Below are 17,876 nucleotides of genomic sequence, written 5' to 3' on the forward strand. Positions count from 1 at the left end.
TTTCGTGAGGCAAATGCTCATAACAGGGGAGATGAATCCATTGGGAAATTGACGATATACGCAAGTATCCAACATCATTATCATTTCAAACCGCGAAGGAGGTGCACCTATTCATCGCGGATCGCGCGGGAATAGGAATCGTATTGACAGACCCTTTACCGAGTCTATTATCTTTGGGACTCATGCTGTTGCTGGTCCTGCTGAACGGCTTTTTTGTCTCCGCCGAATTTGCCATCGTTAAAATTCGAAGCGGACGAATCGACACGCTCGTCGAAGAGGGCCGTAAAAGCGCCGTGATCGCCAAGAGCATGTTGAATCATTTGGACGGGTATTTATCCGCATGCCAGCTCGGAATCACTTTATGCTCTTTGGGGCTGGGTTGGTTGGGAGAACCGGTTGTCGCGCGTATGATGAGCCCGCTGTTTGAGATTGCGGGATTCGGCGAACGATTGGTGCATATCGTGTCACTATTCGTTTCCTTTTTACTGATCGCCGTGCTTCACATCGTTCTAGGGGAACTGGCTCCCAAAACGATCGCCGTACGCAAAGCCGAGCAGGTGACGCTTTTGTCGGCACGGCCGATGCGGATTTTTTACAAGATCATGTTTCCTTTTATCTGGCTGTTGAACCGCTTGTCGAGCGGGCTGCTGAGATTGTTGGGAATGGCCCCGGTCTCGGAGCAGGATTCCCTTCACACCGAGGAAGAAATCCGCGTGATGATGAAGGAAAGTTCGGAGAGCGGGCTGATCGACAGCACGGAGATGTCGCTGGTCGACAACATCTTTGAATTTGCGGATACCACGGCCCGGGAAATCATGATCCCCCGGACGGAAATGATCTGCTTATACACGCAGAACACACTTGATGAGAACCTGACAATCGCCCTAGAGGGCACTCGAACCCGTTATCCCGTATGCAATATTGATAAAGACCATATTATCGGATTTATTCATATTAAAGATTTGATCCGTTCGAATACCCAGGATTACCGGGATCTGCTGCGGCCGATCATGGCGGTCCCCGAATCGATACCGATCAGTGATTTAATGAAGCGGATGCAGCGCGGGAAGACGCAGATCGCGATCCTGATCGATGAATACGGGGGAACCTCCGGCATGGTGACGCTGGAAGACATCGTGGAAGAAATAGTAGGGGAAATTCAGGACGAATTCGATGAAGAGCGGCCCGGTATCGAGCAGTTGGATGAAATGACTTATTCCATCGACGGGTTGATGCTGATCGAATCGATCAACGACCGATTCGGCTTCGAACTGGATTCCGATGACTACGATACGATCGGCGGCTGGTTGTATTCGCGCATCGACATTCTTCCTCCGCAAGCCGGGCAGACCGTGGAGCACGAAGGTTATACTTTCATGGTTGAGGAAACCGACAACAAGAGAATTTCGCGCGTCAAGCTGCTCAAAGAACAGCTTCTTCCGATCGAAGAGGCAGGCGCTTAACTTATACATTGCAGTGAAGGGCAGATCCCCCCCGGGATCTGCCCTTCCTTTATGTCATGAGACAGGCTATGCCGACTCATTCTATGCCGTTTGCAATCCGCAAGATTTCTTCCCGGCTGACCTGGCCATAAGCCATGAAATGAACATTGCCCAGCATCAGGTTAATTTTCGCTTTGCCATGTCCAGTCGACAAATAAGCGATACTTCCGTTATCCAATTCGACCTCTTCCGTCTTCTCGGCGTACAAATTCGTCATCGTCATGGTTTCGTTTTGCAGCAGCAGATCGAAGGAGATCCTTAAAAAATGGCCTTGGTCGGATCGATAACGAAGGTGGGCGCTTTTTCCGAACGGGTTTGGATCGCCCTGCAGCTCGGCCGGAATAATGATCTCGATACTTTGCAGTTGAAAGCGCTCCGGTATGTAAGTCAGATTCGGCAGGGGGAAGCCCAGAGACTCCCGTGCTTCTTCCTCGCTCACTTTGACGACTTCGCTTACATTCGAAGCCACGAGATGGATGGACTTGCGTGTAGGCTGAGCCTCTCCCTCGTCAGGCTGCACCGCAGGAATCGACGCCATGACTCCGGTTGAATCGGTTTGCCGTCCGTTTCCAAAAACGAGCTGCGTCACGCCGTTCCCCCAGTTCTTCAATTCCTGATAAATGGGAGAAATCGCTTGGGTTGCCAAGGGAGGGCTGAAGATCACTCCGCCGATCAGCATGGAAGCGGCTACGATGCCGGCGAGCTGCATTTGCTTGCGCCGTTTGCGCCGAATTTTGTCCCTGTTCAGCTTCTCGCGTATATGTTCCCACGATTTGCGGCGGTCGGCATCCGTGTAAAAGGGAAGGGCCTCGACAGCTTGTTGGAAGGCTTGATCAAACTTGGTTTCAAAATCAACGGGATACCCCCGATTGTTGCCGTTCACCTTCTTGATAGCCGCCACCCCACTCTCTATACAGCATTTTCTTAATCCCTTCCCGCGTGCGGAATAGCCTTTGTCTGACGATATTCTCGCATAGCTTCATGCGTTCTCCGATTTCCTTATAACTCAATCCCTGTTTCCAGCGAAGTTCGATCAACTGGCGGTATTCCGGCTTGAGTCCGTTCAAATAAGCAAGGATGGCTTCTTCCATCATTTTGGTTTCCACGGTTTGCTCTACCGAAGGGACCTGCAGATTAATTGGCTCTATATCCATATAAACACTCTCGACATCCACATGGTTACGGAATTTTTTATTTTTTCGAAAATAATTGATGGTGGTGTTTCGCGCCACCGTTTTTAACCAAGCCTTCATCCCGCTGACACTTTCGAATTCCGGTTTTTTGGTGACCACTTTGATAAAGGCTTCCTGAATAATATCTTCGGCGGCTTGATGGTCTTTGACAAGATAGTAGATGGTTCCATAGACAAGATCATAAAAACCGTAGTAAACATCTTCCTGAATCGGATCTGATAAATTCTGAAAATCGGCTCCGAGCAGCCATTCCAACCGTTCCGGCATGGTACTCTCCTCTCTAGCCGTTAGGCACTTTGAATCTAAAAAAAACCAATATCTCGATTTTACTATAACCTACGGGCAAAAGGAATGTTTTACCATGGCAAATACAACGAAAGGCATTTTTCCGGATCGGAAAAATGCCTTTGAACTAGGTATATTCGCGTAGGGCTACCGGGTCTTCGGACTCAATCCTCGTCCATTGACAGAGAGTTGTAGTCGGGGGCATTCCGCTTGGCCGCCATCGCCGGTGAATCGGAATTCCCGTATTCTTCAAGGGAGCGCCACGCGCCTGCGTCGTCGAATGCCCCGGCATCGCGCTGACGGTGTTCGCCCGCGCCTTTCGGGGGCGTGGTCATCACGTCTTCTTCAACCGGCCTGTCGTTGGAAATGGTCCGCTCCGGCGTATGCTCGACACAAAAGGAAGTGTACGGGAGAATTTCCAGCCGCTCATACGGAATTTCCCGATGGCAGACCTCGCAGGATCCGTAGGTGAGATCCTCGATTTTATCCAGAGCGCGGTCGATCTCGTCCAAACGGGTTCTTAAATTCTCGTCGACTGCCAAGTCGCGGCTTCTTTCGAAGGTTTCCGTCCCCACATCGGCAGGGTGGTTATCGTAAGAGGACAGCTCGCCGGTCGAAACGCGCAGCGATTCATCCGAGACGGACTCCTCATTTCCTTTATCGAAATGATGCTCCAAGTCCCGTTTTTCCCGGACCAGCATATCTCTCAACGTCTGCAGTTGTTCTTTCGTGAGATGGTTCATGATGTTTCCCTCCTTTAAAGTATCGTCTGGATTTTCCGTCTATCCTTGCTTTACCCTTTTCGATTGGAGGGTGACGCAAGACAGGCAATACCTTACAATGGAGGTTAGGGCCGGCTATAATATTTGAGGAGAGATAGATGAAAAGATTATTGTGGATGGGATGCTTAGCCTACCTGCTGATAGGGTTGGCTCATGTGGTGGTGGGGTCGATTATGCCCAACCTTCTGGAACATTACGGAAAAGATTACAGCGCCGGCGGTACGTTGATTTTTGCCCAGTTCGCCGGTTTCCTGCTCGGGGTGCTGGTATCTCCGCTGCTGTTAAGGAAATTCGGTAAGCGCAAAGGCTTGTTGATCGCAACGACGATGTTATGCGCAGCCGAGTTGTGCTACGCGTTTCTCCCGCCATGGGAATGGATGTACGCGATCGGCGCGGTGGCGGGATTTGGCTTCGGGATGATTGAAGCCGTCATCGGGACCTTGATTTTGGTGGCCGTCACGGAGGGAACGGCGATTGCCATGAGCCGGCTCGAAGTATTCTTCGGAGGCGGCGCGTTACTGATGCCGTTGATCGCCGGATGGTTGATTCGCGAGGAGGTTTGGCGGTATTCTTTCTTGCTGGTCACCTTCCTGGCTTTGGTCCTCCTGCTGGTTTGCGGCAAAGGAAACTTTAAGGAGCTCAATGCGGTGCTGGACGCGAGGGAGGAAGGGACCAAACCCAAAGGTTCCTTGCTTCGCACATATCCGGGACAACGGGGATGGCTCTTGGTGATCTTCATTGCGTTTTTCTTTCTCTATGTAGGGACGGAAATGAGTTTTGTCAATTTCCTGCCGTCTCTAATGATCGAGAAAGCGGGAACGGACAAGGCCACGGCGGCTTTAAGCGTCACGGTATTCTGGATCGCGATGACGGCGGGACGGTTGTTCGCCGGGGTGATTGCGGAGAAAATATCGTATAGCCGATACGTTATCATGTGCTGCCTCGGCAGTTTCTTGATGATCTCCTTGTTCGCTCTTGTTCATGGCCTCACCGTCTTATTGGTGTTCATTGTGCTTTTGGGGCTGTTTATGTCGGGACTCTTTTCCATCGCTCTGGTATTTGCCAATAAGCTGTTGCCCGGTGCGGAAGAAATGACCCCCAGTCTGCTGATCGCTTCCGGCGGGGTAGGAGGAGCCTTCCTGCCGCTCTGGATGGGGGAAAGCATGGACTGGGGCGGCGCGGGTGCGTCTTCCTGGTTGCTTTCCGCATTTCTGGCCGCGCTGGTTCTGTTCAGTATCGCGGCGGTGGTGGTCAAAAGGATGGGGACCGTTAAGGGAAGCGAAGGCTAAACAAACTTGGAATCATTGTTCTAGGATAACGTAAGGGCTATGCCCGTGAAAGGGAGGACGCAACCATGTGGCTGTACGTGTTGATTATTGTGCTGGTTGCCGCTGCGGCGGCAGGGACGTTAATGATCGGGAACTCCAGGGAAAATCGAACCGGCAATCCCGAATACGATCAACGGACCAAGAAGAATCTGGCGAAGCTCACACTGATTTATGGCGGCTCCATCCTGGTGATTGCGTTGCTGCTGGCTATTTTACTGGACTTCTAACTTTATGGACCTGATGAAGACAACCGATGAAAAAGAACCCGCCGGGATTTTCCCCGGCGGGTTCTTGGCATTAAAACGCCCAGTTGCCTTTAGTAAAGATAGGCTCTTCCTTGCCGTCTTCCGTAACGCCGTAAATATCCATTTCGGCGGAGCCGACCATGAAATCTTCATGGGCGAAGCTGGCGTTCAGGCCGCTTTGCGCTAGTTCCTCCCGCGTCATCGACTTCCCGCCCTCCAAGTTGAAGGCATAGGCGTTGCCGATGGCCAAATGGTTCGACGCATTCTCATCGAACAGCGTGTTGTAGAAGAGGATGCCGGATTGGGAAATCGGCGAACCGTGAGGGACGAGCGCCACTTCCCCTAAATAATGGGAACCTTCATCCAATTCAATCAACTGCTTCAGATTTTCTTCGCCGACCTCCGCCGAGAAGTCAACGATCCGCCCGTTTTCGAAGGTCAGTTTAAACCGGTCGATGATGTTGCCGTTGTAACTGAGCGGCTTCGTGCTGGACACGGTACCGTTGACGCCGGTTTTAAGCGGTGCGGTGAAGACTTCTTCCGTCGGGAGATTGGCCAGGAACGTATTCCCTTGGGCGTTGATGCTTTCCGCGGCGACCCAAAGATGACCCTTGGGCAGTTCGATCGTCAAATCGGTGCCGGGGGCTACATAATGAAGCTTCTTGTATCTCTTGGCGTTGAGATAATCCGATTTTTGGGTAAGGCCGTCGATATGTTCGCGCCAAGCGGCAATCGGGTCCGGCCGGTCGAGTCGGACGGTTTTGAAGATCGCTTCCCACAGGGCGGGAACCTGCTCGTTCTCCGGCAAATTTGGAAACACCTTGGCCGCCCAGGCTCGGGAAGGAACGGCGACGATCGACCAGCTGAATTTATCGGACATTTGCAGTTCGCGATACTTGCTCATCGCTTTGCCGTAGGTTTTATGATGGTTGGTGATCCGCTGCGGATCCACTCCGTTCAGCAGGTCGGGGTCCGAAGAGATGACATGCAGCACCGCGGCTCCGTTCTCTACATATTCCAGCATCTCCCCGGCGTACCATTTGGGCTCATCCAGAAAAGATTCATCCGCGGCCAATTCGTAACGCAGGCGGGTGACGGTATCGTCGCTCCAGTTCACTTTGACAAACCGGGCTCCCGCTTCGTAGGCCTGCTTCACGATCAGGCGGACAAGCTCCGCCGAATCCACCGTGGCGTTGACGATCAGGTTTTGGCCCGGCTGAACGTTCGCTCCGATTTTAACGGCGAGTTCGGCGTATTTTTGTAGTTTATTTTGAAAATCAGACATTGGCGCTCCTCCATATTCTAAAAAATGGTTGTTCCTATATCATACTACGTTTGAGACAGACGTTCCAATTAACCGATGGTTATTTTTCCCTCGGGGTGCTTGTACAGCTCCTTCTCTTTATGCGGAGCCAAAGCATAGGCCAGAGTGACCGGACCAACCCGGCCGAGGAACATGACGACGCATAGGATGACTTTACTGAGGTCCGTAAGCCTAGGCGTCAAATCAAGGCTTAAGCCCGCCGTGGCAAACGCCGAAGTCGTTTCGAACAGCAGCGGCAGGAACTCGCGATCCTCCAGAGTCGACAGCACCATCGCGACAAAAATGACGAGAAACAATGCCAGCCAGGTTTGCGTGATCGCGCGCATAATGGACTCTTTAGACAAGCGGCGGCGGAAAAAGACGATGTCATCCCGCCCGCGGATCATGGAATACATCGCTCCGAGGAGGATGGCGAACACGGTTACCTTAATGCCGCCCCCGGTGGAGCCGGGAGCGGCGCCGATAAACATGAGCAGGATGAACAGAAACTGCGTGGAGTGATGCAAATCCGCCATACTTAAAGTACTGACACCTCCGGACCTTGCGCTGATGGAGTGGAAGAAGGAGCTCATGATCCGGTCCCCCCAGTTCAGCGGCTTCAGCGTTGCCGGATTGCCGGCCTCCAGAGCCAGCATGAACACGGCTCCGACAACAATGAGGATTCCCGACATCGTCAGCACTACTTTGGTATGCAGGGACAGCTTTCTTGTTTTGGGATAATGCAGCAGGTCGGAAATCACAATGAACCCGATGCCGCCCAGAACGATGAGGATCATCACCACCACATTGACGAACGGATCAACGGCATACTCTCCCAAGCCGTTGAATTTGCCGTGAATCGATCCGAACAGGTCGAATCCGCCGTTGTTGAAGATGGAGATGCTATGAAAGATGCCGAAATAAAGGGCCTGGCCCCAAGGCATGTCCTGCGCCCAGCGCAAGGCGAGCAGCAGTGCGCCCGTCCCTTCAATGACCGCGGCGTAGACGATGACCCGGCGAATCAAGGTAAGCAGCCCCTCCATGGAGTTATAATTCATGGCTTCCTGGAGCACCAGCCGGTCGCGGAGGGAAATCCGCCGGTTAAACGCGAGCGCGATCAGGGTGCCGATCGCCATGAATCCCAAGCCGCCGATTTGGGTAAGAGATAGAATAACGATCTCCCCAAACAGGGAGAAGTGCGTGCCGGTGTCCACCACAGCCAGCCCGGTTACGCAGGTGGCCGATGTCGCCATAAACAGCGCATCGATCAACCGCATGGGCGTTCCGTCGGCGGAAGCGGGGGCAAGCGACAAAAGGAAGGTTCCTAAAATAATGATGGTGCCGAATCCGTAAGCCAGAACTTTTGCCGGCGTCAGCGCTTGAATCGAGTTTTTTTTCTTGTTGGACAATGCTTGTTCACCTCATACTGGTTCTTGCTATTGACAAAAAAAATGATACGATATTGCAATAGGATAGCTTGTTTTCAGGAGCAATATCCCCATTATAGTGAAAACGCAAATGAGAAGGAAGCAAAAAAGAATCGATGGACCAAAGGAGACAGAATACGATGAATTTTACGATTGTGGATGCCCAAATGCGCAAGGATGAAGAGGGAGCGTTGGTGGGCAGCACGGTGTTCGAGGTCGAAGGTCACAAAGCCGCCTACGAGATCACTTTTTACAGCAAAAAGGGAAAGGAATGGGACTACAGTCTGAATTACGCCAAGGAATCCGGAATAGAAGCCGAGTTTCTAAGCGTCGACGCCAAGCTTGAGGAAGATGACGAATGGTTTGACGAGCTTTTGGAAGCCGCTCAATCCAAGTTGGCCGAGTAGAGCGGCGAACGAACGGAGCCGTATAAAGCCGGTCCTAACGAGGAGGGAATGCCCTTGATGGAGAAACCTTTTTACAGAAGGTGCCTGGGAGCGATCATGCTCTTAACCATCATCTATCTGATTCACAAGGTTCATTTTATATTTAACCCGCTGGTTACTTTGGTGCAGATTCTGATCGTGCCTTTGACGATCTCCGGGTTTCTGTATTATTTGCTTCGTCCGGTCGTGCAATATCTGGAGTCGCGGAAGATGAATCGGATGCTGTCGATTCTGTTCATCTATCTTCTGTTCGCCGGCGTGGTGACGATTTTTCTCATGGTCGTCTGGCCGCCCTTGCAGAAGCAGATCACCGAGTTCATCAACAATGTGCCGAAACTGATTGACGGGCTGCAAAGTCAAATGAATGAAATTCGGAAGAATCGTTACTTCTCCATGTTTGACAATCAGGATACCCAACTTATGGACAAAATCACCGAGTACATCAACCAGGGTATCAAAGAGGCTACCGGTTACATATCGCATGTGTTTACATTTCTGAACGACTTTTTTATCGTGGTCGGCACGGTGCCGATTATGCTGTATTACATGCTGAAGGAGGATCACCGGGTCACCCCTTCGCTGGTACGGATGGTTCCCAAGCGATATCGCCGCGACGGGGAAACCGTCATCCACGATATCGACACGATGCTTAAAGGGTTTATCGCCGGGCGTATGATCAGTGCGGTCGTCTTGGCCGTCATGTGCTTCATCGGTTTTTGGCTGATCGGTCTGCCTTATCCGCTGCTCCTGGCCATCGTCGGCGCATTGTTTAATTTCATTCCTTATTTCGGGTCACTTCTCGGAGCGATTCCTTGCGTTATCGTCGCTTTTACGATTTCGCCTTCCATGGTGTTGTGGACGGTCGTTATCGTAGTGATTGCCCAGCAAGTGGAAGGGAATTTGATCTCACCTTACATCTATGGAAAAACGATAAACATTCATCCGCTCACGACGATCGTCCTGCTGTTGATTGCCGGAGACTTCGGGGGAATCTTAGGGATGATTTTGGCCATCCCGGTGTATATGATGGTTAAAATCATCGTTGTGCGCGTATATCAGATCTTTTTGTCGGACAAAGTCGAAGAACTAAATACCTGATTTAAATGTTTTCCGCCAGCCGATAAATGGTGATGAAAATCATATCGACTGCCCAGCCCCATGGGAGATGATTAACCTAATGAAAGGGGAATCATAAATTCTCGGGGGATGATAAGACATGGCAGTAACCGCCAAAAACGGGAAGTATTTTTATGCCTGGAGCAAAGTACTCCCGGATGGATCCTTTTACCTGCCGGGTCAAGCCCTGCAGGAATATCACATCCGCACGGATTCAAACGTCATTCTCATGTCGGGCCGAAACACCGTCAAAGGTTTCAGCGTGGTCTGCAAGGAACTGATCGACAATTCACCCCTGGCGAAAATATTTGCCAGCCTGCCGCAGCTCCGAAATTTTTCCATCCCTGAAGGGCGGACGATATGCTTCAAAGAACGGTTATTCTGCTGGACTTATCTGGGGCGTGATCAATACATCCGGCTGCCGCTTGAGACCTGGGAGGAGTTTGGCGTGTCGCCCGGTGAGAAGCTGCTTAGTTTAAGGGCCACGCATCTGGCGTTCAACAACCTGGCGGACGGACCATACATCGAACTGGCCAAACAGGTCCGGGGAGTACCCGTGTACGAATGAACCGAGGAGATGAGATGCCTGTTGAAAGACCTGGCACTTTCGCGTTTTTGCGAAGGTGCCTTTTTAATGCCGTTCGGCAACATTAAGATCAAAACGGGACAAGCTCCGGTCATTCATTTGATGCCGGAGCTGTTCGAGCAAATTCGCGCAGGGCGCTTAATTATATTTTTCGATGAGACGGTCATAAACTTCCCGCGGCCGAAGACCGACCAGCTTCTCCACCGGATCGCCGTTATGGAACAGAATGACGGTCGGGATCGACATGATTCCGAACCGGGAGGCAAGTTCGACGGCTTCGTCGCAATTGACTTTTACCAGGTTGACACTGCCGTTATGGTCTTCGTGGAGCTGCTCGAGAATCGGCCCTAAAATTTTGCAGGGCGGGCACCAAGGGGCGTCGAAATCAACCACTGTAATGCCTTCCTGGCCGATTTGTGTCTCGAATTCGGACGGGGTAACAACTCTTTGTATACTCATAAAGTTCATTCCTCCTTTAATTTCGGGTTTTCCTCCAGCAAAAAGGCGATGCGCTCCTGCAGGTTGGACTTGATAGCCTGGAGCAAGGTGATCTGGGAATCGATCTCTTCCAATTTACTGCGATAAATCGGAAGGATCTGCTCGCAAAAAGCCTCCTTGCTGGTCATGACACAGTTGAGAAAACCGGAGATTTGCTCCGTTGTAAGACCCAGTTGCAGATAAAATTGAATCGTCCGGACCTGCTCCACGGTCATTGCGGAGTAATCGCGGTATCCGTTGTCCAGCCGTTTGGAGACGATCAACCCTTGTTGTTCGTAGTAGCGGAGAGAACGGATACTGGCTCCGGTTAATTTGGAAAGTTCGCCGATCTTCACGTCGCTTGTTCACCTGCCTTTTTGTTTCGGAGTGACCCGTAAGGACATTATAAACCCTGACATTAGTGTCAGGGTCAAACTATTTTTCAGCGGCTTAGGTTCCGTGTATAATGAAGTGAGCGACGGCGATTTGGAGGAGGAACAGAATGAGTGCGATGGATGTGAAGAGTAAAAATTTGAGGGCGCAGGCCCTGTACAAGTCGGAAGGCTTCGTGCAGGAAGGAGTGCTTCGCGAATGTCTCCGGGACGAAAGCGAAAGCGGGTACGAATCTCTCTATCTGATGTCCATCTTGGAAAAGGAGTACAGGGATGTTTGATCCAACCGTCTTTGATAATTTAAAGGTCGTTCTGGAAGGTTCGGTCTATGATTTGGATATGCGCGGGGAACTGAAAGTGATCGGCCGAATTGACCGGGTTGAGTTGACGGCGATGTCCCGTTATTACGCCATTCAGTTCTCGTTGCCGGACAAACCCGAAGTTTGGGCGGAGTTAAAGCTATGGGCGGATACGGAGGACTTGGCGGGGGAGATTCTGGAGCTTGACACCGTAACCCTCGGCTGTCAAATGCAGCCCGTTTTTTATAAACGCCTTAAGAAACCGGAGGTGGAATGCCCTCAAATTGAGGCGCTGACGACGGAAATCTGGGGAAATCATGTCCATCAAATGCAGCGGATTATTACGGTTTACGGCGAAGCGGAGAAAATGCCGCTGGACGAGATCATTATTTATTTCAACCGCAGGTTCGGCGAAGAGGTGCTGGCGGATTTGCCGCAAATGCTGGAGCATATGCTGTTGATGTTGGAGAAGCTGTAACCGGCTTTTTTTACATAATAAATACGGTTTATTATCCTTTGGGGGAGGCGCTCAAATTGAATGCACATGAAATCGACTATCGAATTATGGGCGAGGAAATGCAGTGCGTGGAGATTCAGCTCGATCAAGGTGAGAGTGTGGTCGCCGAAGCAGGCAGCTTTATGATGATGGACCAGGATATCCGGATGGAGACGATCTTCGGGGACGGGAGCAACCAGGGCGGCGGTCTGATGGGCAAGCTGATGGGCGCCGGCAAACGTTTGCTTACGGGCGAAGGCCTGTTTATGACCGTCTTCTCGAACACGGGCTACCACCGCCAAAGCGTCACCTTTGCTTCCCCTTATCCCGGCAAAATCGTCCCGATGGATCTGCAGGTACTGGGCGGAAAGATCATCTGCCAAAAGGACTCCTTTCTGTGCGCGGCAAAAGGGGTTTCCGTGGGAATTGAGTTCCAGCGCCGTCTGGGCGCCGGTTTTTTTGGCGGGGAAGGGTTTATCATGCAGAAGATTGAAGGGGACGGTCTGGCTTTTGTCCATTCGGGCGGGCTTGTGATTGAGCGCGATCTGGCCCCCGGCGAGATTCTCCGGCTGGATACCGGTTGTCTGGTGGCGATGACCGCTTCAGTGGAATACGATATCGAATTCGTCAAAGGCGTTAAAACTGCCGTTTTTGGCGGCGAAGGCTTGTTCTTCGCTACGCTGCGCGGTCCGGGCAGAGTTTGGGTCCAATCCCTGCCGTTCAGCCGGATGGCGGATCGCGTTCTGTCGGCTGCCCGATTTGGCGGAAAAGATGAAGGCGGTTTGCTGGGCGGACTCGGTAACTTGTTCGAACGTTAATAACATAAAATGAAGCATCGGTTTGTAAAATGCCCCGTTATGGGGCATTTTTTTATATGACGCAACAGGAGCTTTATCAAACAAAAGTTGACGCGGACGTTTAATGTAACTATACTTGTTACATCAACATTAACTTACTTTATTACTATAACTATTATTTTGAAAGGTGGATAATGCATATGGAGGCGCAACTTCATCCGGATACCGAGATTGGACCGGTTTCCATCAAAATCACGAATATGGAGCAATCGCTGCGTTTTTACAGTGAGGTGATCGGGTTTCGCCTTCTGAGCCGTGACGAAGCTGCGGCAACGGCCGTGCTGACGGCCGATGGAAAGCATCCTCTGCTTATTCTCGAAGCCAATCCGAATTTCCGCAGGCTGCCCGAGCGATCGGTGTCCGGCTTGTATCACTTTGCGGTGCTTGTCCCGGATCGCAAGTCACTTGGGTTGGTTCTGCGGAATTTGGCGAGCCACCGGATTCCGATCGGCCAAGGCGACCACTTGGTCAGCGAGGCCCTGTATTTGAACGATCCGGACGGGAACGGCATTGAAATTTACGCCGATCGTCCTCGTGAGACTTGGCAAAGGAATGAACGGGGCGAGTACGTCATGACTACGGACCCGGTCGATGTCGACGGGCTGTTATCCGCCTCCGAGGGGGCGGACTGGAACGGGCTGCCGGACCGAACTAAGATCGGGCATGTTCATTTTCATGTCGGCGATTTACAATTGGCCCGGCGATTTTATTGTGAAACGCTCGGCTTTGAGGTTACGGCGCACTACGGCAATTCCGCCTTGTTTATTTCCGCCGGGGGCTACCATCACCACATCGGCTTGAACCTTTGGGCAGGGGCCGGAGCGCCGGCCGCGCCGGAGGATGCCGTGGGCGTCCGCTATTTTACCGTATCCGTTCCTAACTTGGATGAGCTTAACGAGCTTGAGCAGCGGCTGATTGCCGGTCGGATTCCGTTCGAACGCCATTCGGGGGACATCGTATTGAGAGATCCGTTCGGGATCGGTATCCGAATCGAGATTTCCGATAGAGAAGAATAGAATAAAAAAGCGCTTCCCACTTTCTCCGGCGCTTCCTTTCCCCTATAATAAGGAATACGAATTCCGTAGGAAAGGACCGAATGCCATGCAGCTGTTCCCGCAATTGGAAACGGAAAGATTTATTTTGCGCAAGCTGACTTCCGAGGACGCCCGCGACTTGTTTCATTATTTTTCCAATGATGAAGTCACCAAATATTATGACCTGGACAGCTTTGTGGAACTTCGGCAGGCCGAGGATTTAATTCAATCCTGGAACCGCCGGTTCAGCGAGAAGAAAGGATTTCGCTGGGCTATTACCGAGAAGCCGAACAACAAAGTCATCGGAACGATCGGCTTCCATAATTGGGCGAAGGAACATTATAAAGCCGAAATCGGGTACGAGTTAAACCCCACCTATTGGGGGAAGGGCGTAATGACCGAGGTGCTGCAGGAAATTATGCGTTTCGGCTTTGAAGATCTCAGGCTGAATCGGATCGAAGCTTATATCGACCCTGACAATATTCGTTCCAGGTACCTGTTGGAAAAGACGGGTTTTCATGAAGAAGGCTATCTGAAACAATGTTTTTATGAGAAAAATCAGTTCGCCGACGCCGTCATTTTTGCCCTGCTCAAACAACAGTACGACTCAAATAGGACCTGAGATTTATATCGGATCACGCGCCCGGGAAACCGGGCGTTTTCCTTATTGACATGTTTCCTCGGCGGGTGGTTAAATATGGAATGTCGTACCCAGAGAGGAGATCAAGCATGAAGATGTCGCACAAGTGTTTTGGAGTTTGGAGCCTGATTCTGCTGCTTGCCGGAGGTCTGGTTCTTTCCGGTTGTTCAGGCAAATCCGAAGGAGCGGAGGGCGGCGGTTCGCCGGAACCAAAAGCGGTCACTGAAGAAAATACGGCTGACGCGGAGACGGGGAAGATCACCGAACTCATGCAACGTTATTTTGATAAAGGGCTCAAATATCGAGGAAAAGATACGTCCGAACATCTCTCCGCCGAGATGCTGACCTATTATGGCGATGCTCCGGAAGGGATGGAGGCCGCCATTTATAAGGTCAATGTTAAAACCGGCACGGTAGTGGATGGGGTTAGCGGAATGCCGCTTTATAATCTGTTTCTCGATGCGAATTCAGTTCCTAATTTGAAGGACATGAGCGGGGAAGAAGCTAACCGCGCCTTGGAGAACATGATCCTTCCCGTTTTGAAGGAAAAAGGCTATGTCTATGAAGGGAAAATGGATGAGGTTTTCTCAGGTTTTGTAGGGGACGGTTTTCTTGAATTGGCGATCCCCGGGAGCGAGGAAGATACCGGAACAACGTTTCATCTGGAGGTGGAGCCGTTTACGAAGGAGCTCAAGACTTTGCCCAGTACAAGTATAGGTGAAATCGATGAAGATCTAGGGGACGGCGATGCGGTGGGAGATAAAACTTCCGGCACGGAAGAAATCCCCCAACTGGCCAACTTAAGCGATTGGAATGAGCGCGGGTTCAACCAGGATCAGGAACAGTCATTCGATATGGATACGGCGTCCTGGGGGAAGGTTCGCTTGGTTTCCGGCTATTATTTGAAAGGGGACGAAAAAAAGCCGCTGTTTCTTTTGGCCGATGACCAGGATCGGATTCTGTATACACTGCCTGATTCCCATCCGCAAAATTTACGGTTCCAAGACATTCTAGCGATCGGGTTCAAAGACATGAACGGGGATGGGGTGAAAGATATTGTGATCATTAATGAATATACGGAACCGAACAAGAAGAGCGGGCAGAAGGCTTTGTCCCGGGCGTCTGTATATTTTGCCCAAGAAAAGGTTTATAGTACGCTGCCTTGGTATAATGACGTGCTGAGTGACTCGGTCAAGAACTTGACGATCGCCAACCTGGAGAAAAAAGGTGCGGAGATTCTTCAGCGGATCCAATCGGACCTCAAAAAAGAGGACGCTCAGGCGGCGTTCGATACTTTATCCGGTTACATATGCACCCCTCAACTTCAACGATACTTGGATTGGGACTATGCGGCTTCGTCGGACTCGGTCGTCTTATTTATTAATGAAAGCAACACATTTTCGGAGAGCTACATTGTTTATGCTATAGCGGAACGGTTGGGAGAAGCGAGAAGCGCCGAATTGGCGTCCGATGCGAAGCTGGCAGGGCGGGTGAAACAGTATGAAAAGCTCGTCAGAGAGATGACAAATGATTTAGCTACTTACAATTATATTGCATCGGGCGGAGGGACGATTTGGCAAATCATTAACGCCGGTTCGGAGCTCGACCTTCAATTTGCCTTAAACCAGTATGCCGACGGAAACGCGAAGTCTTCTACCGTCGATGTAAAGGCGCTGGAATCGCTCCAGGAGGACTGGGACGGCTTTCACAGCGAATTGAAATCGGTGATTGAAAATAAGAAGATGGGAGCCGAAAACCCGGATGCCTTAGAGTTGTCGCCGGAAGATGTGGAGGAGCTAAAGGACATCGAGAAGGCCTTAGCAAAGAATATGGATCAGTTTGTAAAGCTCGCTTCCAAGGATCCTGATGCTTCCGTGTTTATCGAGCATATTGAGGACAGTTTGGGTTTTGAATGGTAAAGTTTAAAATAATGATGAAGAGAATCCCGCCTGTGGCGGGATTCTCTTGTTAGTCTTGATCCTCGTCGGATCTTTTGAAATGCAGCGGGGGAGGAATAAGCCACCCTTTGTCTTTGTTCAATCGAAGAATGCGCAGGCCGAACGCCGCTTTTGTCGTATGATATTTCGCAAATAATGCGCCGATATCCTCACGGAAGGACATCCCCATCATTTTGCTGCATGCGGCAAGCCCCAAGGCGGAATCCGCCGCGATTTTCGCGCCGATCTCCGGGTCGGAAAACCGGGCTCCCGGTGGAATGTCCTCCCAGGATACCGCCGGTCTTTCCGGAAATCCGGGAGCCGGCAAAACCCCGTGCTCGGTCAGCAGGGCGTCGCATTCTTTGGATTCCAGTTTGGCTTGGTCCAGAAGGTCTTTAAGCACTTCCTTCAGGTCCTTGTCACCGGCATGGTTTAAGTACGCCTGGTAGCATGAAATGGTTCCCTTGGCCATCATCGAGGTCTCCCAAATGCCGATAACCTCGCCGTAATGCATCGGTTGGTCTTTGGGATTCCCGCTCAAAATACCCATTAGAATATCTCCCTTGTTCTTAATGAATTACCCTACGGGTTCATTATTTACCTAAGGGACGATTTTAATGCTTGAGGTTTTCTTGGCGGGGGAAGGCTAGGTGCGGTTGATTGGAGTAAGGACTCATCGAACCTAATGGAGAAACAAACTTTTGGGAGAAACAAACTTTTGGATGAAATTACATTTGGCACTTCTCCAGCCTGCATGTTATATTGTAAATCCGGTCAGGGAATCGACCGGGTGATAAGCGAACTGGAAGGAATTACACCTTGTTATTGGAGCGCTTATCGTGATATATTATTACTCCGGCCGCTTCGACGGTGGCGCGGTAAGCAAACTGGTAAGAATTAGTTCTTGCAATCAGGTTTGCTGATGTGGTAAGATATAAAAGTTGCCGCTGATGAGGCGATAACGAAATGAACGAAGTTGATCTTTGAAAACTGAACAACGAGTGAGTATTAAAATGATGGAATTTAAATCGACCTTGTGTCGTTTGAAAATCCATCATATGAGAATTAATTTTCTCGTCAGTTACTGATTGAGCTAAGGCTCTTTCGAATAAAGCATCACTCGGATGGAACACCTCATGACCTTCGGGTATGAGCCTCCTTCCGATCCTTTATTGGAGAGTTTGATCCTGGCTCAGGACGAACGCTGGCGGCGTGCCTAATACATGCAAGTCGAGCGGAGTTAATCGGGAGCTTGCTCCTGATTAACTTAGCGGCGGACGGGTGAGTAACACGTAGGTAACCTGCCCGTAAGACCGGGATAACTAGCGGAAACGTTAGCTAATACCGGATAATCAAGTTTCTCGCATGGGAGGCTTGGGAAAGGCGGTTCTGATCTAATCAGGGCTGTCACTTACGGATGGGCCTGCGGCGCATTAGCTAGTTGGTGGGGTAACGGCTCACCAAGGCGACGATGCGTAGCCGACCTGAGAGGGTGAACGGCCACACTGGGACTGAGACACGGCCCAGACTC

General features: G+C 51.0%; 20 protein-coding genes and 1 rRNA gene. 13 read left to right on the top strand and 8 right to left on the bottom strand.

What is annotated here, in order from left to right:
* Window positions 1-182: 182 nt before the first annotated feature.
* Window positions 183-1,463, top strand: a complete 1,281-nt coding sequence (locus tag LBW89_RS03515) for a hemolysin family protein (protein WP_211373300.1) — start codon at window positions 183-185, stop codon at window positions 1,461-1,463.
* A 76-nt stretch (window positions 1,464-1,539) separates the two neighbouring features.
* Here LBW89_RS03515 and LBW89_RS03520 read toward each other — a convergent pair whose 3' ends face one another.
* From LBW89_RS03520 to LBW89_RS03530, 3 genes are all read right to left on the bottom strand, one after another.
* Window positions 1,540-2,403, bottom strand: coding sequence for a DUF4367 domain-containing protein (locus tag LBW89_RS03520; RefSeq protein WP_225038485.1), 864 nt, complete (start codon window positions 2,401-2,403; stop codon window positions 1,540-1,542).
* Window positions 2,354-2,962, bottom strand: coding sequence for an RNA polymerase sigma factor (locus LBW89_RS03525; RefSeq protein ID WP_148452553.1), 609 nt, complete (start codon window positions 2,960-2,962; stop codon window positions 2,354-2,356). Before LBW89_RS03525 ends, LBW89_RS03520 begins: the two co-directional genes overlap by 50 nt.
* 182 nt (window positions 2,963-3,144) lie before the next feature.
* Window positions 3,145-3,723, bottom strand: a complete 579-nt coding sequence (locus tag LBW89_RS03530; protein WP_225038486.1) for a TraR/DksA C4-type zinc finger protein — start codon at window positions 3,721-3,723, stop codon at window positions 3,145-3,147.
* A gap of 137 nt (window positions 3,724-3,860) precedes the next feature.
* Between LBW89_RS03530 and LBW89_RS03535 the strand changes: the two genes are divergently transcribed.
* Entirely contained in the window at window positions 3,861-5,051 is a 1,191-nt protein-coding gene (locus tag LBW89_RS03535) for an MFS transporter (protein WP_225038487.1), read from the top strand.
* A 65-nt stretch (window positions 5,052-5,116) separates the two neighbouring features.
* Window positions 5,117-5,317 (top strand): hypothetical protein, encoded by a 201-nt coding sequence (locus LBW89_RS03540; protein WP_148452559.1) that lies wholly within the window; start codon window positions 5,117-5,119, stop codon window positions 5,315-5,317.
* A gap of 70 nt (window positions 5,318-5,387) precedes the next feature.
* Here the strand turns inward: LBW89_RS03540 and LBW89_RS03545 are convergent, their stop codons facing one another.
* The gene (locus LBW89_RS03545; protein ID WP_148452561.1) at window positions 5,388-6,620 is read right to left on the bottom strand and encodes an aminopeptidase; all 1,233 of its coding nucleotides are present in this window, start codon (window positions 6,618-6,620) and stop codon (window positions 5,388-5,390) included.
* 68 nt (window positions 6,621-6,688) lie between these two features.
* Window positions 6,689-8,047: a TrkH family potassium uptake protein gene (locus LBW89_RS03550; RefSeq protein WP_225038488.1), complete on the bottom strand. Its 1,359-nt coding sequence runs from the start codon at window positions 8,045-8,047 to the stop codon at window positions 6,689-6,691.
* Between the two features lie 158 nt (window positions 8,048-8,205).
* Between LBW89_RS03550 and LBW89_RS03555 the strand changes: the two genes are divergently transcribed.
* The 3 genes from LBW89_RS03555 to LBW89_RS03565 all read left to right on the top strand — a co-directional run bounded on the left by LBW89_RS03555 (window position 8,206) and on the right by LBW89_RS03565 (window position 10,195).
* Window positions 8,206-8,472: a hypothetical protein gene (locus tag LBW89_RS03555; RefSeq protein WP_148452565.1), complete on the top strand. Its 267-nt coding sequence runs from the start codon at window positions 8,206-8,208 to the stop codon at window positions 8,470-8,472.
* 57 nt (window positions 8,473-8,529) lie between these two features.
* On the top strand, window positions 8,530-9,609 hold the full coding sequence (locus tag LBW89_RS03560) for an AI-2E family transporter (protein ID WP_225038489.1): 1,080 nt from the start codon (window positions 8,530-8,532) through the stop codon (window positions 9,607-9,609).
* A gap of 118 nt (window positions 9,610-9,727) precedes the next feature.
* Window positions 9,728-10,195 (top strand): hypothetical protein, encoded by a 468-nt coding sequence (locus tag LBW89_RS03565; RefSeq protein WP_148452568.1) that lies wholly within the window; start codon window positions 9,728-9,730, stop codon window positions 10,193-10,195.
* 156 nt (window positions 10,196-10,351) lie between these two features.
* Here LBW89_RS03565 and trxA read toward each other — a convergent pair whose 3' ends face one another.
* Together trxA and LBW89_RS03575 are read right to left on the bottom strand one after the other, a co-directional pair.
* Window positions 10,352-10,672 carry a thioredoxin gene (gene trxA, locus LBW89_RS03570; protein WP_225038490.1) on the bottom strand — a complete coding sequence of 107 codons (321 nt, stop codon included), beginning with the start codon at window positions 10,670-10,672 and terminating at the stop codon, window positions 10,352-10,354.
* A gap of 5 nt (window positions 10,673-10,677) precedes the next feature.
* Window positions 10,678-11,046 (bottom strand): MerR family transcriptional regulator, encoded by a 369-nt coding sequence (locus LBW89_RS03575; protein WP_225038491.1) that lies wholly within the window; start codon window positions 11,044-11,046, stop codon window positions 10,678-10,680.
* 146 nt (window positions 11,047-11,192) lie between these two features.
* On the opposite strand from LBW89_RS03575, the gene LBW89_RS03580 reads away from it, so the two are divergent.
* The 6 genes from LBW89_RS03580 (at window position 11,193) to LBW89_RS03605 (ending at window position 16,327) form a co-directional block, all read left to right on the top strand.
* Entirely contained in the window at window positions 11,193-11,363 is a 171-nt protein-coding gene (locus tag LBW89_RS03580) for a hypothetical protein (protein ID WP_225038492.1), read from the top strand.
* The gene (locus tag LBW89_RS03585; RefSeq protein WP_148452576.1) at window positions 11,356-11,859 is read left to right on the top strand and encodes a hypothetical protein; all 504 of its coding nucleotides are present in this window, start codon (window positions 11,356-11,358) and stop codon (window positions 11,857-11,859) included. Before LBW89_RS03580 ends, LBW89_RS03585 begins: the two co-directional genes overlap by 8 nt.
* 56 nt (window positions 11,860-11,915) lie before the next feature.
* A complete protein-coding gene (locus LBW89_RS03590) occupies window positions 11,916-12,695 on the top strand; it encodes a TIGR00266 family protein (protein ID WP_213503910.1) in 780 nt (259 codons plus the stop codon).
* Between the two features lie 179 nt (window positions 12,696-12,874).
* Window positions 12,875-13,750, top strand: a complete 876-nt coding sequence (locus LBW89_RS03595; protein WP_225038493.1) for a VOC family protein — start codon at window positions 12,875-12,877, stop codon at window positions 13,748-13,750.
* Window positions 13,751-13,835: 85 nt separating this feature from the next.
* On the top strand, window positions 13,836-14,390 hold the full coding sequence (locus LBW89_RS03600) for a GNAT family N-acetyltransferase (RefSeq protein WP_148458066.1): 555 nt from the start codon (window positions 13,836-13,838) through the stop codon (window positions 14,388-14,390).
* Between the two features lie 107 nt (window positions 14,391-14,497).
* A complete protein-coding gene (locus LBW89_RS03605; RefSeq protein WP_225038494.1) occupies window positions 14,498-16,327 on the top strand; it encodes a hypothetical protein in 1,830 nt (609 codons plus the stop codon).
* A 49-nt stretch (window positions 16,328-16,376) separates the two neighbouring features.
* Here LBW89_RS03605 and LBW89_RS03610 read toward each other — a convergent pair whose 3' ends face one another.
* Window positions 16,377-16,895 carry a DUF3231 family protein gene (locus LBW89_RS03610; protein WP_213503904.1) on the bottom strand — a complete coding sequence of 173 codons (519 nt, stop codon included), beginning with the start codon at window positions 16,893-16,895 and terminating at the stop codon, window positions 16,377-16,379.
* Between the two features lie 619 nt (window positions 16,896-17,514).
* Here LBW89_RS03610 and LBW89_RS03615 point away from each other — a divergent pair.
* Window positions 17,515-17,876, top strand: a 16S ribosomal RNA gene (locus tag LBW89_RS03615); the annotation flags it as partial.

The sequence above is a fragment of the Paenibacillus sp. alder61 genome (assembly GCF_020179875.1).
Classification (GTDB): domain Bacteria; phylum Bacillota; class Bacilli; order Paenibacillales; family Paenibacillaceae; genus Fontibacillus; species Fontibacillus faecis.

Excerpts from the sequence above, each read along its gene's own strand:
- LBW89_RS03515 (WP_211373300.1), top strand. The coding sequence starts at position 183 with ATGCTGTTGCTGGTCCTGCTGAACGGCTTTTTTGTCTCCGCCGAATTT.
- LBW89_RS03525 (WP_148452553.1), bottom strand. The coding sequence starts at position 2,962 with ATGCCGGAACGGTTGGAATGGCTGCTCGGAGCCGATTTTCAGAATTTA.
- LBW89_RS03530 (WP_225038486.1), bottom strand. The coding sequence starts at position 3,723 with ATGAACCATCTCACGAAAGAACAACTGCAGACGTTGAGAGATATGCTG.
- LBW89_RS03535 (WP_225038487.1), top strand. The coding sequence starts at position 3,861 with ATGAAAAGATTATTGTGGATGGGATGCTTAGCCTACCTGCTGATAGGG.
- LBW89_RS03540 (WP_148452559.1), top strand. The coding sequence starts at position 5,117 with ATGTGGCTGTACGTGTTGATTATTGTGCTGGTTGCCGCTGCGGCGGCA.
- LBW89_RS03545 (WP_148452561.1), bottom strand. The coding sequence starts at position 6,620 with ATGTCTGATTTTCAAAATAAACTACAAAAATACGCCGAACTCGCCGTT.
- LBW89_RS03555 (WP_148452565.1), top strand. The coding sequence starts at position 8,206 with ATGAATTTTACGATTGTGGATGCCCAAATGCGCAAGGATGAAGAGGGA.
- LBW89_RS03560 (WP_225038489.1), top strand. The coding sequence starts at position 8,530 with ATGGAGAAACCTTTTTACAGAAGGTGCCTGGGAGCGATCATGCTCTTA.
- LBW89_RS03565 (WP_148452568.1), top strand. The coding sequence starts at position 9,728 with ATGGCAGTAACCGCCAAAAACGGGAAGTATTTTTATGCCTGGAGCAAA.
- trxA (WP_225038490.1), bottom strand. The coding sequence starts at position 10,672 with ATGAGTATACAAAGAGTTGTTACCCCGTCCGAATTCGAGACACAAATC.
- LBW89_RS03580 (WP_225038492.1), top strand. The coding sequence starts at position 11,193 with ATGAGTGCGATGGATGTGAAGAGTAAAAATTTGAGGGCGCAGGCCCTG.
- LBW89_RS03585 (WP_148452576.1), top strand. The coding sequence starts at position 11,356 with ATGTTTGATCCAACCGTCTTTGATAATTTAAAGGTCGTTCTGGAAGGT.
- LBW89_RS03595 (WP_225038493.1), top strand. The coding sequence starts at position 12,875 with ATGGAGGCGCAACTTCATCCGGATACCGAGATTGGACCGGTTTCCATC.
- LBW89_RS03600 (WP_148458066.1), top strand. The coding sequence starts at position 13,836 with ATGCAGCTGTTCCCGCAATTGGAAACGGAAAGATTTATTTTGCGCAAG.
- LBW89_RS03605 (WP_225038494.1), top strand. The coding sequence starts at position 14,498 with ATGAAGATGTCGCACAAGTGTTTTGGAGTTTGGAGCCTGATTCTGCTG.
- LBW89_RS03610 (WP_213503904.1), bottom strand. The coding sequence starts at position 16,895 with ATGGGTATTTTGAGCGGGAATCCCAAAGACCAACCGATGCATTACGGC.